Below are 25,130 nucleotides of genomic sequence, written 5' to 3'. Positions count from 1 at the left end.
GGCATTTCTGCCGAGCCCCCTTGCTTGCTTTTTGTCCACCGCATGTCGGCGATGGCGGGCTATTCGCCGCCACCCAGCGAATAGACGAAGATGGCAAGCTCCTTGACCTTCACGTCGCCCAGACGCGCACCCCAGGCTGGCATGACGCCGTGCTTGGGATGGCGTACCTGCTGGGCAATCGCGTTTTGCCCGGAGGCATAGAGGAAAATCGCGTCGGTCAGGTCCGGCGCACCCAATTCCTTGTTGCCCTTGGCGTTTTCGCCGTGGCAGGCGGCACAATTGTCGGCGAAGACCTTGGCGCCGGCGGGCACCAGATCCGGGGTGTCGGCCTTGCCCGCAAGACTTGCGACATAGGCCGAAACCTCGTTGATCTGCTGCGGCTCAAGAATTTCGGCAAAGCCCGGCATCTCCGAAACATGTGTTTCCTCGTCGCCGGCAAAGCGGACGCCGTGCGCAATGGTCTGGTAGATCTGGTCGATCTTGCCGCCCCACAGCCATTCGTCGTCATTCAGGTTGGGAAAGCCGGGCGAACCCTGCGCACCCGAGCCGTGGCACTGGATGCAGTTGACCTTGAAGGCAGCCGAACCGGCAGAAGTCGCGAACTGGCGCAGGTTTTCGTCGGCCATGATCTCGCTGACGCTCTTGCTTTTCACCGCATCGACATAGGCGCTCTTGGCGTCTTCGGCGGCAGTGAGTTCGGCCTGGACATCCGCGCGGCTGGAGTAGCCCAGAACGCCAGTGGTGACGGAATGAATCATCGGCCAGGCCGGGTAGGCGATGGTGTAAGCCACAGCCCAGACGATTGTAGCGTAAAAGGTCCACAGCCACCAGCGCGGCATGGGATTGTTGAGCTCGGTGATGCCGTCCCATTCATGTCCGGTGGTCTCGACGCCAGACAGTTCGTCGATATTCTTGTCGCCCACAGATCAGTCCTCCTTGAGCGGAATTTGGGCGGCCTGCTCGGCCGATTCGCGGCTGCCGGGGCGAAGCGCGAAAATAACCGCGCCGATGAAGAAGACGGTCATCGCCAGCAGCCCCCAGCTGTCGGCGAAATGTCTCAAGGTGTTGTAGTCCATGACAAATCTCCTAGCGGTAGCCGGTGGCTGGGTCGTAGGTCGAGAAATCGACCAAGGTGCCGAGCATCTGCAGATAGGCGACAAGCGCGTCCATCTCGGTCAGTGCTGCCGGGTTGCCGTCGAAGTCGCCGATCTTCGCCTTGGGATAGCGCGCCAGAAGACCTGACGTGTCGGCATTCGGGTCAGCCTGTGCCTTCATGTCGGCCTCGGCGCTGGCGATCATCTCGTCGCTGTAGGGCACGCCGACGCGGCGGTTGGCGATCAGGTCGTAGCTGATGTTCTTCACCACAACGGGCGTTTCCTTGAGGAAGGCATAGCTCGGCATGATCGATTCCGGCACCACAGAGCGCGGCTCGATCAGATGCTGGACGTGCCATTCGTTGGAGTAGCGGTCGCCGACCCGGGCGAGGTCCGGGCCGGTGCGCTTGGATCCCCACTGGAAGGGGTGGTCGTACATCGACTCGGCCGCCAGGGAGTAGTGGCCGTAACGCTCCACCTCGTCACGGAACGGCCGGATCATCTGGCTGTGGCAGAGATAGCAGCCTTCGCGGACGTAGATGTTGCGGCCGGCCAGCTCCAGTGGCGAGTAGGGACGCATGCCATCGACCTTCTCGATGGTGTTTTCGAGATAAAAGAGCGGCGCGATCTGGACGATGCCGCCGATGCTGACCACCAAAAGCGTGCCGACCAGCAGGAGCGTCGCGTTCTTCTCGATGATCTTGTGTTTTTCGAGCAGTGCCATATCGGGCTCCTTACTGCGCAGGCTGGAGGGCTGGGGCTGCGCCGGGCATCGGCTCTTCTTCGCGCAGGTGACCGCGGATCGTCATGTAGACGTTCCAGGCCATGACCAGCGCGCCGGCGAGGTACATCAGGCCGCCGATCGTGCGGACGATGTAGTAGGGCTTCATGGCCGCCACGGTTTCGGCGATGGAATAGACCAGGAAACCCTGCTCGTTGTATTCGCGCCACATCAAACCTTGCGTGATGCCGGCGACCCACATGACGGCGGCGTAGACGACGATGCCAAGCGTTGCGAGCCAGAAGTGCCAGGTCACCATCCGCATCGAGTAGAGCCGTTCGCGGCCCCACAGGCGCGGCACCAGGAAGTAGATGGCACCGAAGGTGATCATGCCGTTCCAGCCAAGCGCGCCGGAATGGACGTGACCGATCGTCCACTCGGTGTAGTGGCTGAGCGAGTTGACCGCCTTGATCGACATCATCGGGCCTTCGAAGGTCGACATGCCGTAGAAGGCGATGGCGATGACCATCATGCGGATGATCGGATCGGTGCGGATCTTGTCCCAGGCGCCAGACAACGTCATCAGGCCGTTGATCATGCCACCCCAGGAAGGCATCCAAAGCATGATCGAGAACACCATGCCGAGCGTCTGCGCCCAGTCGGGCAGGGCGGTGTAGTGCAGATGGTGCGGGCCAGCCCAGATGTAGAGGAAGATCAGCGACCAGAAGTGGATGATCGACAGACGGTAGGAATAGACCGGACGTCCGGCCTGCTTGGGCACGAAGTAGTACATCATGCCCAGGAAGCCGGCGGTCAGGAAGAAGCCGACGGCGTTATGGCCGTACCACCACTGCGTCAGCGCATCCTGCACGCCCGAAAACAGCGAATAGCTCTTCGATCCGAGGAAAGACGCCGGCACCGCGAGGTTGTTGACGACGTGCAACATCGCGATGGTGATGATGAAGGCCAGATAGAACCAGTTGGCCACGTAGATATGCGGCTCCTTGCGGTTCAGGATCGTGCCCAAAAAGACAATGAGATAGGCGACCCAGACGACGGTCAGGAAGATGTCGACATACCATTCGGGCTCGGCATATTCGCGGCTCTGGGTGATGCCGAGCAGATAGCCGGTCGCTGCCATGATGATGAACAGCTGGTAGCCCCAGAACACGTACCAGGCGAGGTCGCCACCGAAGAGGCGGGCACGCGAGGTCCGCTGGACCACATAAAACGACGTGGCGATCAGCGCGTTGCCGCCGAAGGCGAAGATGACCGCCGACGTGTGCAGCGGGCGCAAGCGCCCCAAGTTGAACCATGGCTCGATGTTGAGATCGGGGAAGGCAAGCTGGCCGGCGACGACCACGCCGACGAGGAGGCCTACGACGCCCCAGAACACAGTGGCGACGACGCCATAGCGCACTGGTCCGTCCATATAGGCCGATTTGTCCTCGGCCAGAATATCGACCGGCGAGTAGGTGCTGGTACGCATCAAAAGGATGGCGCCTGCGGCCAGCGCAAAAAACAGCACCCACATATGGGCGCCGAACTCGCTGTCGTGCGCGAAGGCGACACCTAGCAAGGCGACAAATGCCCCCAATGCCAGCAAGATGACTTCGATTCCGTATTTCATGAGCGATCCCCGACGGTAGCTGAGCGCCGAAAGCTCGCGTCGGCGCCAGACGGCACACATCCATGACAATTACACACACTGCCTTGATCTGGATCAAGGTCAAGCGGTGCGTGCCAGAACAGCCTTAGTGTACGAAGGGAAAAACAAAACAGTATGAATGCGCGTGAGGAAATGACGGCCGGTTCGGAGCGCGCAGCTATATCAGACGCTGTTGCCATCATGCGGCGTGCCCATGCGGCTCAGCTCGCCCTTTGCGACAGGCTGGAGACGATTGCCGACTCATTGCCCGGAGGGCTCAGCCGTCGCGAGTGCCTGCTGGCGGCGCGGGCGCTCGGGCCGCAGATGGCCAAGGTTCACCGCTTCGAGGAGCAACAGGTCTATCCGCACTTCGCCGCAAGCCTGGAGCAAAGTGCCGAGGCGCGCAAAACAATCGCCAGGCTGAAGCACGAGCATTTCGAGGATGAAGGCTACGCCGCCGAATTGCGCGATGCGTTGCGAATCGCTGCCCGCAGCCGTCGGGCGCAGAATCCCGAAACGCTTGGCTTCATGCTGCGCGGCTTTTTTGGCGCGGTTCGCCGGCATGTCGCCTTCGAGCGCGACCATGTGCTTGCCCAACTGTCGCCGCGTGCGTGACGCCGTTCAAACGTTGGCGCGGCGTTCCAGCTTGGCGACATCGAAGACCGTGATGTGGCGGTTGTTTTCGACCGCGATCAGGCCATCCTTGCGCAGCTTGGTCAGCTGCCGGCTGACCGTCTCGATGGTGAGGCCCAGAAAATCGGCGATGTCGGCGCGGGTCAGCGGCAGGTCGAAACTGACCTCGCTTTCGCTCTCGGCCTCAGGATCGCTGTGACGGGCGATGAGATTGAGGAAGGAGGCGACGCGTTCGGCAGCCGTCTTGCGCCCGAGCGTCAGCATCCAGTCGCGCGCCTCGTCGAGTTCGTCGAGCGCCTGAAGGTGCAGCCGGTGGCCAAGTTCCGGCGCCTGTTCGATCATCCGGTCGAGCGATGTCTTGGGGAAGGCGCAGACCGAGACGGCGGTAGCGGCCTCGGCGCTGATCGTGCTTTCCCGCTTGAACGGCCTGCCGATGAAATCAGGTGCGAACTGCAGGCTGACGATCTGCTGGCGGCCATCTGGCAGGGTCTTGGTCAGCTTGACCACCCCCGCCAGGATGTTGGCATAGCTGTCGATGCTGCCGGCATCGGAAACAAGTTCCGTGCCCGCCTCGATCTTGCGCTTGGTCGAATGGCGGCTGAGTTCGATCAGCTGCTCGGGTGCCAGCGCACCGCAAACGCCGCGGTGCCGCGCCTCGCAGGCTCGGCACAGCACGGGTATCTCCGAATTATGAATGTCCTGCCGAAGGGTCATCGCGTTGTCCGACCGTCTGATTTGCCCAACCTAAGGGCCGCCTGCGGCAAAAGGAACGTGTCATTGTGTCCGCCGCCGGGGACTTATTGATCCAGGTCAAGGCGCTGACGTAGCGTCCGTCGGATCCTTGGTCGTTGATGGAGACGATCATGGACAGCTCACTCGTCGAAAAATACGCCGCGCCGGTGCCGCGCTACACCAGCTATCCGACAGCACCGCATTTCAACGCGGCAATCTCGGCGACGACCTATGGCAGCTGGTTGCGAGCCCTGCCCAAGGGCGCTTCCGCATCGCTCTATGTCCATATTCCCTATTGCGACCGGCTGTGCTGGTTCTGCGCCTGCCACACCAAGCAGACGCGGAAATACGATCCGATCCACAGCTACCTGATCGCGCTTGCCGGCGAGATCGATGCAGTGGCGTCCCTTTGCGGAAGCAAGCTGAATATCAGCGCATTGCACCTCGGAGGCGGCTCGCCGACGATGCTCAAGCCTGAGCATATTCTTTCGCTTGGGCGCAGGCTGCGCGACAAGTTTGCATTTGCATCCGATGCCGAGATCAGCGTCGAGATGGATCCCAACGACATGGACGAGGCACGTTTCGATGCGCTGGCCAGCATCGGCATGACACGGGCCAGCCTTGGCGTGCAGGATTTCGACGAGCGCGTGCAGCAGGCGATCAACCGCGAACAGACCTTCGAGCAGACAAAGGCAGTGGTCGACGCGGTTCGCGCGCGCGGGGCACGTTCGGTCAATCTCGACATGCTCTACGGGCTGCCGCACCAGACGCTTGAAAGTATCGCTGCAACGACAGACAAGCTTCTGTCACTGCAGCCGGACCGCATCGCGCTGTTCGGCTACGCCCATGTGCCGTGGCTGAAAAAGCACCAGACGATGATTGATGAGGCGCTGCTGCCCGATGCTTCAGCCCGGCTGGAACAGGCGGAAGTGGCATCACAACGCATCCTTGCTGCCGGTTACGAAGCCGTCGGCATGGATCATTTCGCGCTGCCCTCAGACAGTCTTGCGGTCGCCGCGCGTTCCGGCACCTTGCGGCGCAATTTCCAGGGCTACACCACCGACCAGGCCGACGCGCTGATCGGCTTGGGCGCTTCCTCGATCGGCTTGCTGCCGCAAGGCTATGTCCAGAACATGCCGGCAACTGGCGAATATGAACGCCGCGTCCTGGCGGGCGGCTTGGCGACGGTCCGTGGCTTTGCAATTTCCAATGCCGACCGCATGCGTGCCTGGGTCATCGAGCGGCTGATGTGCGATTTCTCGTTCTCTCGCTGTGAGCTTCTCAGCCTCTTTGGAGATGGCGCGCACAGCGTCATCGTGGAAGCCGAGCTGCTTGCCGCCAATGATCGCGACGGGGTCTTTGTTCGCGCAGGCAACCGCTTTGTCGTCACCGAACGTGGCAAACCCTTCGTCCGTTCGATCGCGGCTGCCTTCGACTCCTATCTCGGCGAGGGTACGGCGCGTCACTCCATTGCAGTATGAGGCGAACCAACGTTCCGATTGGTGCGCCGTAGCAAATCCTGTATTTACCCCCTGTGTGACGGTGGTCGGTATCAGGATTTGACCGGATGAACTTGACGGTATTTGGAATTGGCTATGTCGGGCTTGTGCAGGCGGCGGTGCTGGCCGAGGTCGGCCATGACGTGGTTTGCGTCGATGTCGATGTTGCCAAGGTCGAACGGCTGAACCAGGGGTTCATCCCGATCTTCGAGCCGGGACTTGAGGCTTTGGTGCGCGAAAACCATGCTGCGGGCCGGATCGTTTTCACCACCGATGCGGCGCTCGCCGTCAAGCATGGCGAGATCCAGATGATCGCCGTCGGCACGCCGCAGGGCGAGGACGGCTCGGCTGATCTCAAATATGTGCTTTCGGTCGCCGAAGCGATCGGCCGCGAGATGGCCGGCCCCAAGATCGTCGTGACCAAGTCGACAGTGCCGGTCGGCACCGCCGACAAGGTCCGCCAGAAGATCGCCGAGGTGCTGAAACAGCGCGGCCGCGCGGATCTCGCCTTCGACGTGGTCTCCAATCCGGAATTCCTCAAAGAAGGCTCGGCGGTCGCCGACTGCATGAAGCCCGACCGCATCATCGTCGGCACCGGCGACGAGAACTCCGAGATGGTGATGCGCGAGCTCTACGCACCGTTCAACCGCAACCACGAAAAGATGATCGTGATGGATGTGCGCTCGGCCGAGTTCACCAAATATGCCGCCAACTGCATGCTGGCGACCAAGATCAGCTTCATGAACGAGATGGCCAACCTCGCCGAACTGCTCGGCGCCGACATCGAAGAGGTGCGCAAGGGCATCGGCTCGGACCCGCGCATCGGCTACCACTTCATCTATCCGGGGCTGGGCTATGGCGGCTCGTGTTTTCCCAAGGACGTGCGGGCGCTGATCCGCACCGCCGACGGCATCGGTTTCGAGGCAACGCTGTTGAAGTCGGTCGAAGAGCGCAACAATGCCCAAAAGGCGGTGCTGTTCGACAAGCTGTCGGCCTATTTCAACGGCGACCTCAAGGGAAAAACCTTCGCCTTGTGGGGGCTCGCCTTCAAGCCCAACACCGACGACATGCGCGAGGCACCCGCACGCGTGCTGATGGAGGCTTTGTGGGCCGCCGGGGCCAAGGTCCAAGCCTATGATCCCGAAGCGATGCAGGAGGCGCAAACCATCTACGGCCAGCGCGACGATCTTTTGCTGTGCGGCACCAAGGAGGCGGCCCTGCGCGGCGCCGATGCGCTGCTGATCGCCACCGAGTGGAAGAATTTCCGCGCGCCCTCCTTCGAGGTGATCAAGCAGGCGCTTTCAACGCCTGTCATCTTCGATGGCCGCAACCTCTACGACCCACGCGTGCTCGCCCGCCACGGCATCGACTATATCTCGATCGGGCGGAAGGCCGCCTGACCGCAACATACTGAAATCTTTGTTGATTGCGTATCCCGAGGCAGCTCGTTCCGGTTGCCTCAATATTGTCATCAGTTCGGAACAATAGCCGCATTCAGCGGTTCTTACCTGCACGTAAGAATACGTCCGAAAAGCATGCAAGAACGGGGAGAACACAGTGGCAATCAGGAAAGTCAGGAAGGCCGTCATTCCGGTGGCGGGTCTGGGAACGCGGTTTTTGCCGGCAACCAAGTCGATGCCGAAGGAAATGCTGCCGGTGGTCGACCGCCCGGTGGTGCAATATGCAGTCGACGAAGCACTTGAGGCCGGCATCGAGCACATCGTCTTCGTGACGGGCCGCAACAAGGCGGTCATCGAGGACTATTTCGACCTTCATCCCGAACTCATCGGCACGCTTGAACAGGCAGGCAAGGTCCACGAACTCAGGTCGTTGGAGAGCCTGCTGCCGGTGCCGGGTACCACCAGCTTCACCCGCCAGCAGGCGCCGCACGGCCTCGGCCACGCCGTCTGGTGCGCCCGCGATATCATCGGCGACGAACCTTTTGCGCTGTTGCTGCCCGACATGGTGTCGTTCGGCAAGCGCGGCTGCCTCGCCGAAATCATGGAGCTTTACGGCGAAACCGGCGGCAATGTGATCGCCGTCGAGCAGTGCGCGCCGCACGAGACCAACAAATATGGCATCGTCGGCAAGGGCGCTGCTGCCGGCTCTGGCTTCGAAGTCACCGCAATGGTCGAAAAGCCCAAGCCTGCCGATGCGCCGTCGAATTTCTACATCAACGGGCGCTATATCCTGCAGCCGGAAGTCTTCACGCTCCTGGGCACGCAGGCGCGCGGCGCGGGCGGCGAGATCCAGCTAACCGACGCGATGGTTCGCCTTGCCGCAAGCCAGGCGTTCTTCGCCAGGCCGTTTGCCGGCCGGATGTTCGACTGCGGCTCGAAGGAAGGCTTCATCCAGGCCAATGTCGCCTTCGCGCTCAAACGCAACGATCTCAAGGGTTCGGTGCTCGAAGCCCTGCGCGAGATGATCGCCGAGCACGACCGCGAAAACATGCCGGCCTGATTGGTGGCAAAGAAAAGGCCCGCCTGTCGATACTCGGCAAGCGGGCCTTTTTCGTTTTCTGAGCCGGCTTACTGGTTTCGGCGCTTGCCTTCCATCAGGTCGAGCACGGCGCGCGCGGCATCAAGCACATTGGTGCCGGGACCGAAGACGGCTGCGACGCCATGGTCGAACAGGAACTCGTAATCCTGGCGCGGGATGACGCCGCCGACCACCACGATGATGTCCTCAGCGCCCTTGGCCTTAAGTGCTGCGACCAGCTGCGGCGCCAGCGTCTTGTGGCCGGCGGCCAGTGACGACATGCCGATGACATGGACCTTGGCCGCGATGGCGGTGTCCGCAGCCTCGCTTGGGGTCTGGAACAGCGGTCCAGCGATGACCTTGAAGCCGATGTCGCCGAAGGCAGAAGCGATGATCTTGGCGCCGCGGTCGTGGCCGTCCTGGCCGAGCTTGGCCACCATGATGCGCGGCTTTTCGCCGAGCGTCGCTGAAAACTGGTCGAGACGCGATACCAGCGTCTGGAATTCCGGCTCGTTGTCATAGGCCTTGCCATAGACGTTTTCGACCACCTCGGGCACGGCGGCATGGTCGCCGAAGGCGCGGCGCATGGCGTCGGAAATCTCGCCAACCGTGGCGCGTGATCGTGACGCCTCGACGGCTGCGGCCAGCATGTTGCCTTCGCCGCTGCGGGCCACTTTCTCCAGTGCTGCCAGTGCTGCCTCGACGCGGCTGGGATCGCGCTGGCGCCGCGTGCGCTCGATGCGCTCGATCTGCGACAGGCGCACGGCGGAATTGTCGATCTCGAGGATATCGAGATGGTCTTCCTGCTCGAGCCGGTATTTGTTGACGCCGACGATGACCTCTTCGCCCTTGTCGACGGCGGCCTGTCGGCGGGTCGCAGCCTCCTCGATCATGCGCTTGGGCAAGCCCGTGGCGACCGCCTTGGTCATGCCGCCCATGGCTTCGACCTCCTCGATCAGTGCCCAGGCCTTTTCGGCGAGGTCGTTGGTCAGGCTCTCGACATAGTAGGAGCCGGCGAGCGGATCGACGACCTTGGTCACACCCGTCTCGTGCTGAAGAATCAGCTGGGTGTTGCGGGCGATGCGCGCCGAAAATTCGGTCGGCAAGGCAATCGCCTCGTCGAAGGAGTTGGTGTGCAGCGACTGGGTGCCCCCCAGTGCCGCCGACATCGCCTCGAAGGCGGTGCGCACGATGTTGTTGTAGGGATCCTGCTCCTGCAGCGACACGCCCGAGGTCTGGCAGTGGGTGCGCAGCATCAGCGACGATGCCTTCTTGGGCTCGAACTCGGTCATGATGCGCGACCACAGCAGCCGCGCGGCACGCAGCTTTGCGGCCTCCATGAAGAAGTTCATGCCGATGGCGAAGAAGAACGACAGCCGGCCGGCGAAGTCGTCGACGTTGAGGCCCTTGTTCAGCGCCGCGCGGACATATTCGCGCCCGTCGGCAAGCGTGAAGGCCAACTCCTGCACCAGCGTCGAGCCGGCTTCCTGCATGTGGTAGCCGGAGATCGAAATCGAATTGAATTTCGGCATCTCGCTCGCCGTGAACTCGATGATGTCGGCGATGATGCGCATCGATGGTTCGGGCGGGTAGATGTAGGTGTTGCGGACCATGAACTCCTTGAGAATGTCGTTCTGGATGGTCCCCGAGAGCTTTTCACGTGAAACACCCTGCTCCTCGCCGGCGACGATGAAACTGGCAAGGATCGGGATCACGGCCCCGTTCATCGTCATCGAAACCGAGACCTTTTCGAGCGGAATGCCGTCGAACAGGATCTTCATGTCCTCGACCGAGTCGATCGCAACGCCGGCCTTGCCGACATCGCCTTCGACGCGCGGATGGTCGCTATCATAACCGCGATGGGTGGCGAGGTCGAAGGCCACCGACACGCCTTGCTGGCCGGCGGCGAGCGCCTTGCGGTAGAAGTTGTTGGAAGCTTCCGCCGTCGAGAAGCCGGCATATTGCCGGATGGTCCAGGGGCGGCCGGTATACATGGTGGCGCGCGGGCCACGCAGGAATGGCGCGAAGCCGGGCATGGAATCGAGATTGTCGATGCCGGTCAGATCGTCGGCCGTGTAGAGCGGCTTGACGTCGATGCCTTCGGGCGTGTTCCACACAAGCGTGTCGGGCGACGCCTTGATCTCGCGCTCGGCGAGTTTTTTCCACGATTCAATCGATGGTTTGTCGGTCATTGTGGTCTCCTCAGGCGCCGGCTTCCTCCCCACAAGGGGGAGGGTGAAAGAGCCCGGACTTCCATCATTCGAATTCCATGATCAGCTCGTCGACGGCAAGGCTCTCGCCCGCTGTCGCGGCCACGCGCTTGACCGTGCCCTTGCGCTCGGCGCGCAGCACGTTTTCCATCTTCATCGCCTCGACGGTTGCCAGCGACTGGCCTGCCTCGACCTCGTCGCCCTGCTTGACCAGGATGGTGGTGACCACACCGGGCATCGGGCACAGCAACATCTTCGAGGTGTCAGGCGGCAGCTTGACCGGCATCAGCCTGGCCAGTTCGGCGACACGCGGGCTGCGCACATGCGCCACCACGTCCATGCCGCGCCAGCGCAGGCGCCAGCCGGTGCCGGAACGCGAGGTCTTGACGCCGATCGAGCTGCCGCCAACGGCGAAGTTGGCATGCAGGTGTCCAGGCAGCCAGTCGCTCGAAACAGCAAGCGATGTGCCATCGTCGAAGGCGACAACCGTGCCGTCGGCACCGTCCTTGACTTGCAGCGGCAGGGTGAAGCCGCCAAGGGTCACCACCCAGTCGGCGCCGACCGGGCGCTGGTGGTTGGCGAGCGCGCCGGAAATCTGGGCGCCGCGCCGCTGCATCGACAGGTTGATGAGGGCGGCCACGCCGGCGAGCTTCTTGGCGTCGGCTTCAGAAGGCGTAACGCCCGCGAAGCCGTCGGGATATTCCTCGGCGATGAAGGCGGTGGTGATGAGGCCCGAGCGGAAGCGCGGATGGTCCATGACAGCCGAAAGGAAAGGCAAATTGTGGCCGATGCCCTCGACTTCGAAATCGTCGAGCGCGCGTCCCATGACCTCGATGGCGCTGGCCCGGTCTGGCGCCCAGCTGCACAGCTTGGCGATCATCGGATCATAATACATCGAGATTTCGCCGCCCTCGAACACGCCGGTGTCGTTGCGGACAACGGTGCCGTCATCGCGCTTGCCTTCCACCGGCGGGCGGTAGCGGGTCAGGCGGCCGATCGACGGCAGGAAATTGCGGTAGGGGTCCTCGGCATAGAGCCGGCTTTCGATCGCCCAGCCGTTCAGCTTGACGTCGTCTTGCGTGAAACGCAGCTTTTCGCCGGCGGCAACGCGGATCATCTCCTCGACGAGGTCGATGCCGGTGATCAGTTCGGTTACCGGATGTTCGACCTGAAGACGGGTGTTCATTTCGAGGAAGTAGAACTTGCGGTCGCCGTCGACGATGAACTCGACGGTGCCGGCCGAGAAATAGCCGACAGCCTTGCCCAGTGCCACTGCCTGCTCGCCCATCGCCTTGCGGGTCTCAGCGTCGAGGAAGGGCGAGGGTGCCTCTTCGATGACCTTCTGGTTGCGGCGCTGGATCGAGCATTCGCGCTCGCCGAGATAAAGCAGATTGCCGTGCTGGTCGCCCAGTACCTGGATTTCGATGTGGCGCGGCTGGGTGACGAATTTTTCGATGAAGATCCGGTCGTCGCCGAAGGACGATTTCGCCTCGTTCTTCGACGACTGGAAGCCCTCGCGCGCCTCGGCGTCGTTCCAGGCGATGCGCATGCCCTTGCCGCCGCCGCCGGCGGAGGCCTTGATCATCACGGGATAGCCGATCTGGTTGGCGATCTTCACCGCCTCATTGGCATCCTCGATCAGGCCCATATGGCCCGGCACCGTCGATACGCCGGCGGATGCGGCGATCTTCTTGGACGTGATCTTGTCGCCCATCGCCTCGATCGCCACCGGGGGCGGTCCGATGAAGGCGACGCCCTCGGCCTTCAGCGCTTCGGCGAAGTTGGAATTCTCCGACAGGAAGCCGTAGCCGGGATGCACCGCGTCCGCTCCGGTCTGGCGCACCGCGTCGATGATCTTCTGGATGACGATGTAGGACTGGTTCGACGGCGCTGGCCCGATATGGACGGCCTCGTCGGCCATCTTCACATGCAGCGCTTCACGGTCGGCGTCGGAATAGACCGCGACCGTTGCGATACCAAGCTTCTGGGCCGTCTTGATGACCCGGCAGGCGATCTCGCCACGATTGGCGATGAGGATTTTCTTGAACATCTTTGTCCTGCTCACAGCGGAATCGTGTCGTGCTTCTTCCACGGCGCTTCGACCTTCTTGCCGCGCAGGGCGGCGAAGGCGCGGGCGATGCGGCGGCGCGACGAATGCGGCATGATCACCTCGTCGATGAAGCCGCGTTCGGCGGCGACGAAGGGATTGGCGAAACGTTCTTCATATTCCTTGGTGCGCGCGGCGATCTTTTCGGGATTGCCAAGCTCCGAACGGTAGAGGATTTCGGTCGCGCCCTTGGCGCCCATGACCGCGATCTCGGCGGTCGGCCAGGCGTAGTTGATGTCGGCGCCGATATGCTTGGACGCCATGACGTCATAGGCGCCGCCATAGGCTTTTCGCGTGATCAGCGTGACCATCGGCACTGTCGCTTGGCTATAGGCGAACAGAAGCTTGGCGCCGTGCTTGATGACGCCGCCATATTCCTGGGCGGTGCCCGGCAGGAAGCCCGGCACGTCGACCAGCGTCAGGATCGGGATCGAAAACGCGTCGCAGAAGCGCACGAAGCGCGCCGCCTTGCGCGAGGAATCGATGTCGAGGCAGCCGGCCAGCACCATCGGCTGGTTGGCAACGACGCCGACGCTCTGGCCTTCGATGCGCATGAAGCCGGTGATGATGTTTTTGGCGAAGGCTTCCTGGATCTCGAAGAAGTCGCCTTCGTCGGCGATGGCGAGGATCAGCTCCTTCATGTCGTAGGGCTTGGCCGCGCTGTCGGGGATCAGTGTGTCGAGGCGCTTCTCCAGCCGCGCGGGATCGTCATGGAACGGACGAATAGGGGGCTTTTCGCGGTTGTTGAGCGGCAGGAAGTCGAACAGCAGGCGAACCTGCTCCAGCGCTTCGATGTCGTTTTCGTAAGCGCCATCAGCGACCGACGACTTCGAGGTGTGGGTGCGCGCACCGCCCAATTCCTCGGCGGTGACGATCTCGTTGGTGACTGTTTTCACCACGTCGGGACCGGTGACGAACATGTAGGATGAGTCACGCACCATGAAGATGAAGTCGGTCATGGCTGGCGAATAGACTGCACCACCAGCGCAGGGGCCCATGATGACGGAGATCTGCGGCACCACGCCCGAGGCGTCGACATTGCGCTTGAACACATCGGCATAGCCGGCGAGCGAGGCAACGCCTTCTTGGATGCGGGCGCCGCCAGAATCGTTGAGGCCGATGACAGGGGCGCCGTTGCGCACTGCCATGTCCATGATCTTGCAGATCTTTTGGGCGTGCGTTTCCGACAGCGAGCCGCCGAGCACGGTGAAGTCCTGGGAGAAGACATAGACGAGGCGGCCATTGATGGTGCCCCAGCCGGTGACGACGCCGTCGCCCGCCACCTTCTGCTCGGCCATGCCGAATTCGGTGGTGCGGTGGGTGACATACATGTCGAACTCTTCGAAGGAACCTTCGTCGAGCAGGACGTCGATGCGCTCGCGCGCCGTCAGCTTGCCCTTGGCATGCTGGGCGTCGATGCGCTTCTGGCCGCCACCGAGGCGCGCCTCGGCGCGGCGGGCTTCAAGCTGTTCGAGAACGGCGCGCATCAGTTCATGCCCTTTGCGGAAAGCCACTTCCAGGCGGCGGGGAAGGCGAGGGCTGCGAGCAGCGCCTTGGCGATGTCGCCCGGGATGAAAGGATAAAGGCCGAAGGCCAGGATGGGCTTGTCGAAGCCTACGACCGAACCGAGCCAGAGCAGGCCAGGCACGTAGATGACAGCACCCGCGAGCAAGGCAGCCGCCATGGCCGAAAACACATTGCGGTCCCAGCCGCGCTCGGCCAGCCATCCGGCGAGCAGCGCTGCCGGCAGGTAGCCGAGGAGATAACCGCCGGTCGGCCCCATCATATAGGCGAGCCCGATGCCTTTTTCCGGCGTGCCGGCGAAGACCGGCAGGCCAAGCGCGCCCTGCGCGAGGTAGAGCGCGACGGCGGCAGCGCCACGCACCGGACCGAGCGCCAGGCCAAGCCCGATCACCACAAGCGTCTGCATGGTCATCGGCACGGGATAAAAAGGCACCTGGAGCTTGGCTGACAGCGACAGAAGCAGCGAACCTGCAACGACGGCAACGACATCCATGGTGGTGAGCCGGCTGGCTTGCCTGTCGGCAACGGCTTGGTAGAGCGTCATGAGCTTTCTCCCGCGCTACGAGTTTGAAAAACAATGGCCTCTCGCCGCGTCAGCGGCAAGCAGCGAAGTTGGCGCAATAGCCCCATGGCGCGCGCAGGAAAACAGTTGAAAGTGTGCGAAAGCGTAATATACAAATTCGAGAACTGTAAATTGCGAATTTGCAAACATGGCGTCACGCAAACTCTATATCGGCCGCAAGGTGCGCGAACTGCGCGAAGCCAACAAGCTGACGCAGGCGAGCTTTGCCGAACGCATCGGCATCTCGACAAGCTATCTCAACCAGATCGAAAACAACCAGCGCCCGGTTTCCGCCTCGGTTCTGCTTGCGCTCGCCGAAAAATTCCAGATCGACATCACGGAGATTTCGCAAGGCGACGGCGACCGGCTGTTGTCGGCGCTATCGGAAGCACTCAGCGATCCGCTGTTCGAAAACTACGCGCCCAATTTGCAGGAGCTGAAGCTGGTGACGCAGAACGCGCCGGGTTTTGCCCGGGCGCTGATCTCGGCCCACCAGGCCTATCGCCGCAACAGCGAGCAGCTTGCCAGCCTCGACGATACGCTCGGCAAGAGCATCGGCCTGACCGAGCCGACGCCCTATGAGGAAGTCCGCGACTTCTTCCATTTCGTCGACAACTACATCCATAGCCTTGATGTTGCCGCCGAGCGGCTGGCCAATGAGCTCGGCATCGGCGAGCGCGACAGCTACGCGACGCTTTCCGGGCATCTCGAAAGCCGCCACGGCGTGCGCATCGCCCGTGCCGAGGCCAATGATGACGCACTCAGGCGCTTCGATCCCAAGTCGGGCGTGCTGTTCCTCAACACCTATTCGCCGGTCGCCACCCGCAGTTTCCAGATCGCCTTCCAGATCGCCGAGATGGAGATGGAAACCGAGATTGCGCAGATCGCGCGCACCGCCGACTTCCGCACCAGCGAGGCGCTGGAGATCTGCAAGATGGGCCTGCGCAACTATTTCGCCGGCGCCCTGACCTTGCCCTATCAAGTCTTCATGAAGGCCGCCGGCGAGCTGCGCCACGATCTGGAGCTGCTTGCCGCGCATTTCGGTGCCAGCATCGAACAGGTGGCGCACCGTCTCAGCACCTTGCAGCGGCCGGGGCACAAGGGCGTGCCGATCTTTTTCGCTCGCATCGACCGTGCCGGCAACATCACCAAGCGCCATAGTGCCGCCAAGCTGCAGTTCGCCCGCTTTGGCGCAGCCTGCCCGCTGTGGAACGTGCACCAGGCGTTCGAGACGCCGGGCCGCATCATCCGCCAGCTCGCCGAGACGCCTGATGGCGCGCGCTATCTCTGCATCGCCACGGAGATTTCCAAAGGCGGCGGCGGCTTCAACGCGCCGCATCGCCGTTACGCCATCGCACTTGGCTGCGAAGTCGCCTACGCCCGGGACTTCGTTTATGCGGACGGGTTGGAGCTGGGCAGCAAGACCGCCTTCGATCCGATCGGCATTTCATGTCGTATCTGCGAGCGCACCAATTGCCAGCAGCGCGCCGTGCCGCCACTCAAGCGCAAGCTGGTGATCGACAAGGACGTGCGCCACCCGCTGCCTTACCGGATCGGCTAACCGCGCCGCTGGATGCTGCCCCTCACCCTTACCCTCTCCCCGTAAGGACGGGGAGAGGGGGACGTCAGCGGTGGAGCTTCGTCCTTCTCCCACGGGTGGCGAGGGCAGCGTCAGCGCTGCGGAAATTCCCCTTCTCCCCGTCCTTACGGGGAGAAGGTGCCGGCAGGCGGATGAGGGGCAGCGCAATCCTGACCAAGGCTAGTTTCTGCGGGCAAACAGCCCGCCAACGGCCAGCATCAGCCAGCCCAGGATCATGCCGGTGCCGCCGACAGGAGCGGCGAAGGGAAACAGGCGCTGGCCGAGATAGTCGCGGGCAATAAGGTCGCCGGAAAACAGCAGGACCGCCACGAGAAGAATGGCTGCGCCAATGTGGAGAATTCTGCTGCTTGCGACCACCAGCGACAGCGCGATCAGCGCAGAGGCGTGAAAGAGCAGGAAATTGGCAGCGGTCGCGACATTGGCGCTGCCGCCATGGGTTGCCGCCGCCGACAGCGCGACGCCCGCAGCACCAAACAGCGCGCCTGCCGCAAATAGCACCCTGTCAAACTTCATTCGTTCGCTCCCGTCTTCGCTTGGCGGTAGCATATAGCTTCGGCGCCACGAAATGATCTTGGGGCTAGCTGCGCCGATTGCCGCAGGATGGCCGCTTTCCTGTGGACCTTGAACAGGCGCGGCTGATTGGCCGTTTGGCGTTCTGCCCCGCAGTCACTATGTTCGCGCACCGTTCAACAGGCACCAGGATTCCATGGCTGGCGACAACAGGAAAATCGCCGCGATCATCGCGGCCGAGATCAATGCGAAGCCCGAGCAGGTCGTGGCCGCTGTCGGACTGCTCGACGAGGGCGCGACCGTTCCCTTCGTCGCGCGCTACCGCAAGGAAGTGACTGGCGGCCTCGACGACACCCAGCTGCGCAATCTGTCCGAGCGCCTCGCTTATCTGCGCGAGCTTGAAGCGCGGCGCGCGGCGATCGTCGAATCCATCACAAGCCAGGGCAAGCTGACCGACGATCTGGCGATCCGCATCGCCACCGTCACCACCAAGGCCGAGCTCGAGGACATCTACCTGCCCTACAAGCCCAAGCGCCGCACCAAGGCGGAAATCGCCAGGGAGCGCGGCCTCGGGCCACTCGCCGAAGCCATCCTCGCTGATCGCAGCCTCGTGCCCGCCGAACTCGCCGTTGCCTATGTCGCTGGCGACGTCGCCGATGTGAAGGCAGCGCTTGAAGGCGCGCGCGACATCGTCGCCGAAGGCATTTCGGAAAACGCCGAGCTTCTGGGCCGCCTGCGCACCCACATGAAGGAGCGCGCGGTGATGCGCGCCCGCGTCGTCGATGGCAAGCAGGAGGCCGGCGCCAAGTTCTCCGACTATTTCGACCATTCCGAGCGCTGGGCGAACGTTCCGAGCCACCGCGCGCTCGCCATGCTGCGCGGCCGCAACGAGGATGTGCTCTCGCTCGACCTCGAGATCGATGCCGACGACACCTCGCCGGTCAAGCCGGTGGAGCGGATGATCGCCGCCGCCTATGCGATTGGCGCAACACTTCCCGGCGACCAGTGGCTGATGACTGTCGCCGGATGGACCTGGCGGGTGAAACTGTCGCTGTCGCTTTCGCTCGACCTGATGCGCGACCTGCGCGAGGCCGCCGAAGAAGAGGCGATCCGCGTCTTTTCGCGCAACCTCAAGGATCTGCTGTTGGCCGCTCCAGCCGGCTCGCGCGCCACCATGGGGCTCGATCCGGGCATTCGCACCGGCGTCAAGGTCGCGATCATCGACGCCACCGGCAAGGTGCTCGACACCACGACCGTCTATCCGTTCCCGCCGAAGAACGATGTGCGCGGCACCCAGGCCGAGCTTGCCCGGCTGATCATCCGCCACAAGGTCGAGCTGATCGCCATCGGCAACGGCACCGGCAGCCGCGAGACCGAGCGCCTTGTCGCCGACATGCTGACGGAAATGCCGGGAACCAAGCCGACCAAGGTCATCGTCAGCGAGGCCGGCGCGTCGGTCTATTCGGCCTCCGCCACGGCTGCCGCCGAATTCCCCAACCTCGACGTGTCGCTGCGCGGTGCCGTCTCCATTGCGCGCCGCCTGCAGGACCCGCTCGCCGAGCTGGTCAAGATCGAGCCCAAGTCGATCGGCGTCGGCCAGTACCAGCACGACGTCGATCAGTACCGGCTCGGCCGTTCGCTGGAAGCGGTGGTCGAAGACGCGGTGAACGCCGTCGGCGTCGATCTCAATACGGCGTCTGCGCCGCTTCTGGCGCGCGTGTCAGGCCTCGGGCCGTCTCTTGCAGAGTCGATCGTCGCCTATCGCGATGCCTCGGGCGCGTTTGCCACGCGCCGCGACCTGCTCGCCGTGCCGCGCCTTGGCCAGCGCGCCTTCGAGCAATGCGCCGGCTTCCTGCGCATCCGCGACGGCAAGGAACCGCTCGATGCGTCGTCTGTCCACCCCGAAGCCTATGGCGTGGCCAAGAAGATCGTGGCGTCCTGCGGCCGCGATTTGCGCCAGCTGATGGGCGATAGTGCTGCGTTGAAGGCGATCGACCCCCGCGCGTTTGTCGACGAGCGTTTCGGTCTGCCGACGGTGCGCGACATCATCGCCGAGCTGGAAAAACCGGGCCGCGATCCGCGTCCGGGCTTCAAGACGGCGACCTTTGCCGACGGCGTCGACGATATCAAGGATCTGAAACCGGGCATGCTGCTCGAAGGTACCGTCACCAACGTTGCCGCCTTCGGCGCCTTCGTCGACATCGGCGTGCACCAGGACGGGCTCGTCCATGTCTCGCAGCTGGCCGACAAGTTCGTGAAGGACCCGCATGAGGTGGTGAAAGCCGGCGACGTGGTGAAAGTCCGCGTCGTTGAGGTCGACATTCCGCGCAAGCGCATTGGGCTCACCATGCGCAAGGACGGCGGCGAGCCGGCACCACGGTCGGCAGCACCCGCCAGGGCCCGCGACATGAAGTACTCCAACTCTTCGCCCAAGCCGCAGCCAAACAAGGCGGACCAGCAAGGCGCCTTCGGTGCGGCACTGCTGGAGGCGATGAAACGCAAATGAGGGCAGGGGCGCGCAAGCGCCCCTTCGCTTGTCTACCCTTGCCCGCAACGGCATTCCTGCTAAGAAAGCCGCGGAAAACGCGGCCCCAGGGCCGCATGCGAAAGGTGCCGTGATCCCATGTCCAAGTGGAAAGACGTCAAGAAGGTCGTGCTCGCCTATTCCGGCGGCCTCGACACATCGATCATCCTGAAGTGGCTGCAGACCGAGCTCAATGCGGAGGTTGTCACCTTCACCGCCGACCTCGGCCAGGGCGAAGAACTCGAGCCGGCGCGCAAGAAGGCCGAGATGCTCGGCATCAAGGAGATCTTCATCGAAGACGTGCGCGAGGAATTCGTCCGCGACTTCGTCTTCCCGATGTTCCGCGCCAATGCCGTCTATGAGGGCGTCTACCTGCTCGGCACCTCGATTGCCCGCCCGCTCATCTCAAAACACCTCGTCGAGATCGCCAGGCAGACCGGCGCCGACGCCATCGCCCATGGCGCCACCGGCAAGGGCAATGACCAGGTTCGCTTCGAGCTGTCGGCCTATGCGCTGAACCCCGACATCAAGATCATCGCGCCGTGGCGCGACTGGACGTTCAAGTCGCGCACCGACTTGCTCGACTTCGCCGAAAAGCACCAGATCCCGGTCGCCAAGGACAAGAAGGGCGAAGCTCCCTTCTCCGTCGACGCCAACCTCCTGCACTCGTCCTCCGAGGGCAAGGTGCTCGAAGATCCGGCCGTCGAAGCGCCCGAATACGTGCACATGCGCACGATTTCGCCTGAGGCAGCGCCCGACAAGGCGACCATCATCAAGGTCGGCTTCGAAAAGGGTGACGCCGTCTCGATCAACGGCGAGCGCCTGTCGCCGGCAAGCCTGCTCGCCAAGCTCAACGACTATGGCCGCGACAACGGCATCGGCCGCCTCGACCTGGTCGAAAACCGCTTCGTCGGCATGAAGTCGCGTGGCGTCTACGAGACCCCTGGCGGCACGATCCTGCTTCAGGCGCACCGGGCCATCGAGTCGATCACGCTCGACCGTGGTGCCGCGCACCTCAAGGACGAGCTGATGCCGCGCTACGCCGAGCTGATCTATTACGGCTTCTGGTTCTCGCCGGAGCGCGAGATGCTGCAGGCGGCGATCGACAGGAGCCAGGAGCATGTCGAAGGCGAAGTGACGCTCAAGCTCTACAAGGGCAACGTCATGGTCATCGGCCGCGAGAGCGCGAAGTCGCTCTACTCCGACAAGCTTGTCACCTTCGAAGACGACCAGGGCGCCTACGACCAGAAGGACGCCGCCGGCTTCATCAAGCTCAACGCGCTGCGCCTGCGCACGCTCGCCGCGCGCAACCGCTGATGACAGCCTTTCTTCTCCCCGTTCTACGGGGAGAAGATGGCGGCAGGCAGATGAGGGGCAGCGCATGCCTCTCAGAAGTCGGCCCTGCCCCTCATCCGGCCCTTCGGGCCACCTTCTCCCCGTGAACGGGGAGGAGGAAGAGGCTACGCCTCTCCTTCATACATATCCCCGAGATAAGCCCGCTTGGCCGCGTCATCGCGTGTTGAATAGAGATAGCGGCTGAACGCCTGGCGCTCGTGGTTGACCGCTGCCAGTTCCCAGACGCAGAAGGTCGCGTGGTGCGGCCCGGGCAGCGCAAACTGCGAGAAATCGGGCGCATCAGTCGTCTTGGCGTAAACCGTTTCCCACATCTCGTTGGCGTTGCGCCACGAACTCACCAGCAGGAAGTGAAAATCACCGCCGCAGCGGTGCAGGATCACAAAACCCAGCTCGCCCTTGACGTTGAGCCGCCCCGTCACCGTCTTGGCCGCGAGGAAACGTTGCGCCAAGGCGCAGGTCTCGCGTGCGACCGGCGTTGCTTCTTCGGCGATATCGTACCATTTCAGCAGGCCGCCGCCCGCTGGAACCGGCGATCTCGGCGTGACCGTCTTGGGATAGTGGCTGTAGCCCTCCACCGTGCCGAAAGCCGAGAGATCGGCCGGCAATTCGCTGAATGCGTTCATCGTTCGTTCCTCGGCAGATGCGAAAAAACCCGGCGTCGCCGCCGGGTTCGTTCAATATGCGCCGATGAGTTCGACTTCGCCAGGGCGCCAGGAGAGCATCCTGACAAGGTGGTCAGTTGCCGTCGATCTCGGCGCCGATGATGGCGATGGCCTGCTGGTAGACGCTGGCCGCGTTCCAGCCCTGCAGGGCCGCGAAATTGGGCTGGCCAGGCTGGTAGCCGGCGCCGGCTTGCCAGCCATGGCCGCGCAGGAAGTTGGCGGTCGATGCCAAAGCGTCGGCCTTGGAGCGGACCATGTCGATCTTGCCATTGCCGTCGCCGTCGGCGCCGTATTTCAGCACGTTGACCGGCAGAAACTGGGTCTGGCCGATCTCGCCATGGGCAGCGCCGATGGCGTTGGGTGCGAGCGTGCCGCTCTGGACGAGCTTGAGCGCGGCATAGAGTTGATCTGTGAAATATTCCGTACGACGGCAGTCATAGGCGAGCGTCGCCACGGCCGAGAGCGTGTGCTGGTTGCCCAAGAAGGCGCCGAAGCCTGTTTCCATGCCCCAGATCGCGATCAGCGGGCCGGCCGGCACGCCGTAGCGGGCCTCGATGCTCTGGAACAAGGCTGCATTCTGCTTCTTGAAGGTCTTGCCCTTGGAAGCAATCGTCTTGCCGCCGCGCTTGGCCATGAACTGGTCGAGCGAGAGCTTGAAGCTCTTCTGGTTGCGGTCGGCGTAAATGGTCTTGGTGGCGTAAGTCGTGCTGGCCAGCGCGTTGAGCGCATTGGCCTTGATGCCGTTGGCCGCCGCCTCTTGCGCAAACGAAGCTTTCCATGCCTCGAAGCCGCCCGCGTTGTTGCCGCACTGCGCCGCATATGCGCCGCCAGCCGTAACCGCCAGCATGGCGGTGGCCGCAGCAAAAATCTTCACCTTGGCAAGTATTGCCATGCTGTTCTCCTGATGCCTGAATCAATGCCCTTGGGAGGGATGTTGCCAGCCGCACGCTCTCTCGTCATCGTTAAGAAGGCGTTTACGTCCCCGTGTATTGCAAGGGCTGGTGGCAAAAAACTCGCATAGGATCAAGCAGCGAATGTGGCGAGAGCGGGAAAAACCTCGCGAGATGTCGATGTTTTGATCGTCTGCGCTGGTTTTGCGCATTTCGGCGGCAAAAACGCCACACGCGGCAGGGTTGAGCTCAAGGCGCTCGTCCGAATGGGCCGCTGCACCTGGACCATCCCTGCAAATCGCGAGCATAACGGCGCGACAGAGTCCTCCGCGACCGGGGACTTCGATCAAAACCGCTTCGACGGTTTCTTTCCGCCAGCCTTTGCCGACCGCTTCATCAATTGTTCGAAATCCGCCGCTGGCAGCGCCTTGGAATAGAGGTAGCCCTGGCCCCTTCGGCAGCCCATGGCATAAAGCGCCGCTTCTTGTGCCCGCGTCTCGACGCCCTCGGCGACGACGGCAAGCCCCATATCCTTGGCCATGCCAAGTACCGCCCGCACGATCGCGGCGTCCTGCCGGTTGCGGAGCATGTCGCGGACGAAGCTGCGGTCGACTTTGAGGACGGTGAGCGGAAAGCGCTTGATGGTGCTGAGCGCGGCATGTCCGGTGCCGAAATCGTCGAAGGCGAGACCGACGCCCGCCTTGGCGAGCTTGCGGAACGGCGCCAAAGTGCGCTCCTCATAGTCGAGCGCGATGGTTTCGATGACCTCAAGCTCGAGCGCCTTGGCTGGCAATTTGTGGCGTGCCAGCGTCGTCAGAACCGTCTCCGCCAGATTGCCTGCCTTGACCTGCACCGCAAACAGATTGACGGCCATGCTGATCGGGGGGAGGCCGTGGGCGCGCCATTCGGCCAATTGGCGGCAGGCCTCGTCGAGGATCCAGCCACCTACGGTCAACGCGCCCGTATGCGTTTCGAGCACGGCCAGGAAATCGGCCGGTTCGAGCAGTCCCCGCGAGGGGTGGCGCCAGCGCAGCAGCGCTTCGGCGCCCAGCACGCGGCCTGTCTCCAGGCAAACCTGCGGCTGGTAGTGCAGCACGAATTCCCTGGCGCCGATGGCGTGCAAAAGCTCGTCTTTCAAGGCACGGCGCGCGGCAACGGCGTTGCGCATGCCCGGCTCGAACATGCGATAGCTGCCGCCGCGCTGTCGTGCCCGGTAAAGCGCCAGGTCAGCGCTTGCCAGCAGCTCCTCGGCATCGCCGCCGTCGCCGGGGGCCACCGCACCGCCGATGCTGACACCGAGCTTGAGCAGGTGGTCGCCGATCTCGAACGGCTTTTCGAAGGACTGGAGCAGGCTGTTTGCCGCTTCCGCGACAATGGCGGGATTGTCGATACCGCGCAAAAGCACCGCGAATTCGTCGCTGCCGAACCGGGCCACCACGGCGGTGGCGTCGAGCGCGGCCGGCAGCCGCACGGCCAATGCCTGTAGCAGCGTGTCGCCGGTGGCGTGGCCGAGCGTGTCGTTGACCTTTTTGAACCCGTCGAGGTCGAGCAGCAATATCCCGGTCGCTTCGCCCGCCGCCAGTGCGTCTTCGAGCTGCATGTCGAACTGGAAGCGGTTCGGCATGCCGGTCAGCGTATCCTGATGCGCCAGGCGATGCAGCCGCATGTCGCGCTGCCGCCGCTCCGAGATGTCGCGGATGATGCCGCCCATGGCGATGCCATTCGGCCCGCTCCAGATCGAAAACGAAAGCTCTATGGGGAATTCGCTGCCGTCGCGCCGAAGTGCCGCCACTTCCACCGTCTTGCCGTTCAGCTTCGACGGTCCGCCCGTGCCAACGCGGGCAATGCCGGCATTGTGGGCGCCGCGCAGCCTTGGCGGAATGATCAGATCGAGCGTGTGGCCGATCATCTCGGTCCGGTCATAGCCGAATATGCGTTCGGCCGACTTGTTGACGTAGGTGATCCTGCCACTGGCGTCGATGACGACCAGCCCGAATTCGATGTTCTCTGCGAAGCCGGCAAGCAGCGTGTCGTCGCCGAATAAGCGACCGCCCCCTTCGGAAACGACATGCGAGCCGCCCGCATGGTCACACATGGTGGTAAAATACCCTATAATAATACATACAGCCCCCCGGCAGTCCGGCACCCTAATCGGCAAGTCTTAACAGGGCCTGAGTGTTGTGCTGGGTATATATAGCTGAAGCGTCGCAGGAATACGCCTGCGCTTGACTCTCAAGCCGTTTTCCTGTCTACAGCCCACAAATTCCGCGACGAGTTCCACTCCGAGCGGCCGACCGGGACACCCTAGTGGTACATATGATCCCGGAGGCCAACACCCGGCAGCGCAGTGCGCCCCCGGGTGCTTTTTGGTTTGGTTCAT

20 protein-coding genes are annotated in these 25,130 nt (G+C 63.1%); 7 read left to right on the top strand and 13 right to left on the bottom strand.

The window, feature by feature from the left end:
• Positions 1-59: 59 nt before the first annotated feature.
• Genes ccoP through ccoN form a run of 4 tightly spaced genes read right to left on the bottom strand, consistent with a single transcriptional unit; the run spans position 60 to position 3,445 of the window.
• Positions 60-923, bottom strand: coding sequence for a cytochrome-c oxidase, cbb3-type subunit III (gene ccoP / locus AC1DLV_RS18260; RefSeq protein ID WP_476801312.1), 864 nt, complete (start codon positions 921-923; stop codon positions 60-62).
• Positions 924-926: 3 nt separating this feature from the next.
• Entirely contained in the window at positions 927-1,076 is a 150-nt protein-coding gene (locus AC1DLV_RS18255) for a cbb3-type cytochrome oxidase subunit 3 (RefSeq protein ID WP_476782226.1), read from the bottom strand.
• A gap of 10 nt (positions 1,077-1,086) precedes the next feature.
• Positions 1,087-1,818 (bottom strand): cytochrome-c oxidase, cbb3-type subunit II, encoded by a 732-nt coding sequence (gene ccoO / locus AC1DLV_RS18250; protein ID WP_476801311.1) that lies wholly within the window; start codon positions 1,816-1,818, stop codon positions 1,087-1,089.
• A 10-nt stretch (positions 1,819-1,828) separates the two neighbouring features.
• Positions 1,829-3,445, bottom strand: coding sequence for a cytochrome-c oxidase, cbb3-type subunit I (gene ccoN, locus AC1DLV_RS18245; RefSeq protein WP_476801310.1), 1,617 nt, complete (start codon positions 3,443-3,445; stop codon positions 1,829-1,831).
• Positions 3,446-3,598: 153 nt separating this feature from the next.
• On the opposite strand from ccoN, the gene AC1DLV_RS18240 reads away from it, so the two are divergent.
• Positions 3,599-4,078 carry a hemerythrin domain-containing protein gene (locus tag AC1DLV_RS18240; protein ID WP_476801309.1) on the top strand — a complete coding sequence of 160 codons (480 nt, stop codon included), beginning with the start codon at positions 3,599-3,601 and terminating at the stop codon, positions 4,076-4,078.
• Positions 4,079-4,084: 6 nt separating this feature from the next.
• On the opposite strand, the gene AC1DLV_RS18235 is transcribed toward AC1DLV_RS18240, so the two are convergent.
• Entirely contained in the window at positions 4,085-4,810 is a 726-nt protein-coding gene (locus AC1DLV_RS18235; RefSeq protein WP_476801308.1) for a Crp/Fnr family transcriptional regulator, read from the bottom strand.
• A 149-nt stretch (positions 4,811-4,959) separates the two neighbouring features.
• On the opposite strand from AC1DLV_RS18235, the gene hemN reads away from it, so the two are divergent.
• From hemN to AC1DLV_RS18220, 3 genes are all read left to right on the top strand, one after another.
• Positions 4,960-6,309 (top strand): oxygen-independent coproporphyrinogen III oxidase, encoded by a 1,350-nt coding sequence (gene hemN / locus AC1DLV_RS18230; protein WP_476801307.1) that lies wholly within the window; start codon positions 4,960-4,962, stop codon positions 6,307-6,309.
• Positions 6,310-6,395: 86 nt separating this feature from the next.
• Positions 6,396-7,727, top strand: a complete 1,332-nt coding sequence (locus AC1DLV_RS18225; protein ID WP_476801306.1) for a UDP-glucose dehydrogenase family protein — start codon at positions 6,396-6,398, stop codon at positions 7,725-7,727.
• A gap of 163 nt (positions 7,728-7,890) precedes the next feature.
• Positions 7,891-8,787, top strand: coding sequence for a UTP--glucose-1-phosphate uridylyltransferase (locus AC1DLV_RS18220; RefSeq protein WP_476801442.1), 897 nt, complete (start codon positions 7,891-7,893; stop codon positions 8,785-8,787).
• Positions 8,788-8,855: 68 nt separating this feature from the next.
• Here AC1DLV_RS18220 and scpA read toward each other — a convergent pair whose 3' ends face one another.
• The 4 genes from scpA to AC1DLV_RS18200 all read right to left on the bottom strand — a co-directional run bounded on the left by scpA (position 8,856) and on the right by AC1DLV_RS18200 (position 15,190).
• Entirely contained in the window at positions 8,856-10,997 is a 2,142-nt protein-coding gene (scpA, locus tag AC1DLV_RS18215; RefSeq protein WP_476801305.1) for a methylmalonyl-CoA mutase, read from the bottom strand.
• A 64-nt stretch (positions 10,998-11,061) separates the two neighbouring features.
• Entirely contained in the window at positions 11,062-13,065 is a 2,004-nt protein-coding gene (locus tag AC1DLV_RS18210) for an acetyl-CoA carboxylase biotin carboxylase subunit (protein WP_476801304.1), read from the bottom strand.
• 11 nt (positions 13,066-13,076) lie between these two features.
• A complete protein-coding gene (locus AC1DLV_RS18205; protein WP_476801303.1) occupies positions 13,077-14,609 on the bottom strand; it encodes an acyl-CoA carboxylase subunit beta in 1,533 nt (510 codons plus the stop codon).
• Complete coding sequence (locus AC1DLV_RS18200; protein ID WP_476801302.1) at positions 14,609-15,190, bottom strand: biotin transporter BioY; 582 nt, start codon at positions 15,188-15,190, stop codon at positions 14,609-14,611. Before AC1DLV_RS18200 ends, AC1DLV_RS18205 begins: the two co-directional genes overlap by 1 nt.
• Before the next feature lie 166 nt (positions 15,191-15,356).
• Between AC1DLV_RS18200 and AC1DLV_RS18195 the strand changes: the two genes are divergently transcribed.
• Complete coding sequence (locus AC1DLV_RS18195; protein ID WP_476801301.1) at positions 15,357-16,769, top strand: helix-turn-helix domain-containing protein; 1,413 nt, start codon at positions 15,357-15,359, stop codon at positions 16,767-16,769.
• A 198-nt stretch (positions 16,770-16,967) separates the two neighbouring features.
• On the opposite strand, the gene AC1DLV_RS18190 is transcribed toward AC1DLV_RS18195, so the two are convergent.
• On the bottom strand, positions 16,968-17,321 hold the full coding sequence (locus AC1DLV_RS18190) for a DUF423 domain-containing protein (RefSeq protein ID WP_476801300.1): 354 nt from the start codon (positions 17,319-17,321) through the stop codon (positions 16,968-16,970).
• A 193-nt stretch (positions 17,322-17,514) separates the two neighbouring features.
• Here AC1DLV_RS18190 and AC1DLV_RS18185 point away from each other — a divergent pair, with 193 nt between their 5' ends.
• The gene (locus AC1DLV_RS18185; protein WP_476801299.1) at positions 17,515-19,824 is read left to right on the top strand and encodes a Tex family protein; all 2,310 of its coding nucleotides are present in this window, start codon (positions 17,515-17,517) and stop codon (positions 19,822-19,824) included.
• Positions 19,825-19,941: 117 nt separating this feature from the next.
• Positions 19,942-21,159: an argininosuccinate synthase gene (locus AC1DLV_RS18180; RefSeq protein WP_476801298.1), complete on the top strand. Its 1,218-nt coding sequence runs from the start codon at positions 19,942-19,944 to the stop codon at positions 21,157-21,159.
• Positions 21,160-21,302: 143 nt separating this feature from the next.
• Here the strand turns inward: AC1DLV_RS18180 and AC1DLV_RS18175 are convergent, their stop codons facing one another.
• The 3 genes from AC1DLV_RS18175 to AC1DLV_RS18165 all read right to left on the bottom strand — a co-directional run bounded on the left by AC1DLV_RS18175 (position 21,303) and on the right by AC1DLV_RS18165 (position 24,845).
• On the bottom strand, positions 21,303-21,821 hold the full coding sequence (locus AC1DLV_RS18175) for a hypothetical protein (RefSeq protein ID WP_476801297.1): 519 nt from the start codon (positions 21,819-21,821) through the stop codon (positions 21,303-21,305).
• 112 nt (positions 21,822-21,933) lie between these two features.
• Positions 21,934-22,752: a lytic murein transglycosylase gene (locus AC1DLV_RS18170; protein ID WP_476801296.1), complete on the bottom strand. Its 819-nt coding sequence runs from the start codon at positions 22,750-22,752 to the stop codon at positions 21,934-21,936.
• A 344-nt stretch (positions 22,753-23,096) separates the two neighbouring features.
• Positions 23,097-24,845 (bottom strand): putative bifunctional diguanylate cyclase/phosphodiesterase, encoded by a 1,749-nt coding sequence (locus AC1DLV_RS18165; protein WP_476801295.1) that lies wholly within the window; start codon positions 24,843-24,845, stop codon positions 23,097-23,099.
• Positions 24,846-25,130: the final 285 nt, after the last annotated feature.

This window comes from Aminobacter sp. 01T433, from assembly GCF_056398585.1.
Note: the sequence above shows the minus strand (reverse complement) of the source record. Positions and strands in the feature narration are given on the sequence as shown.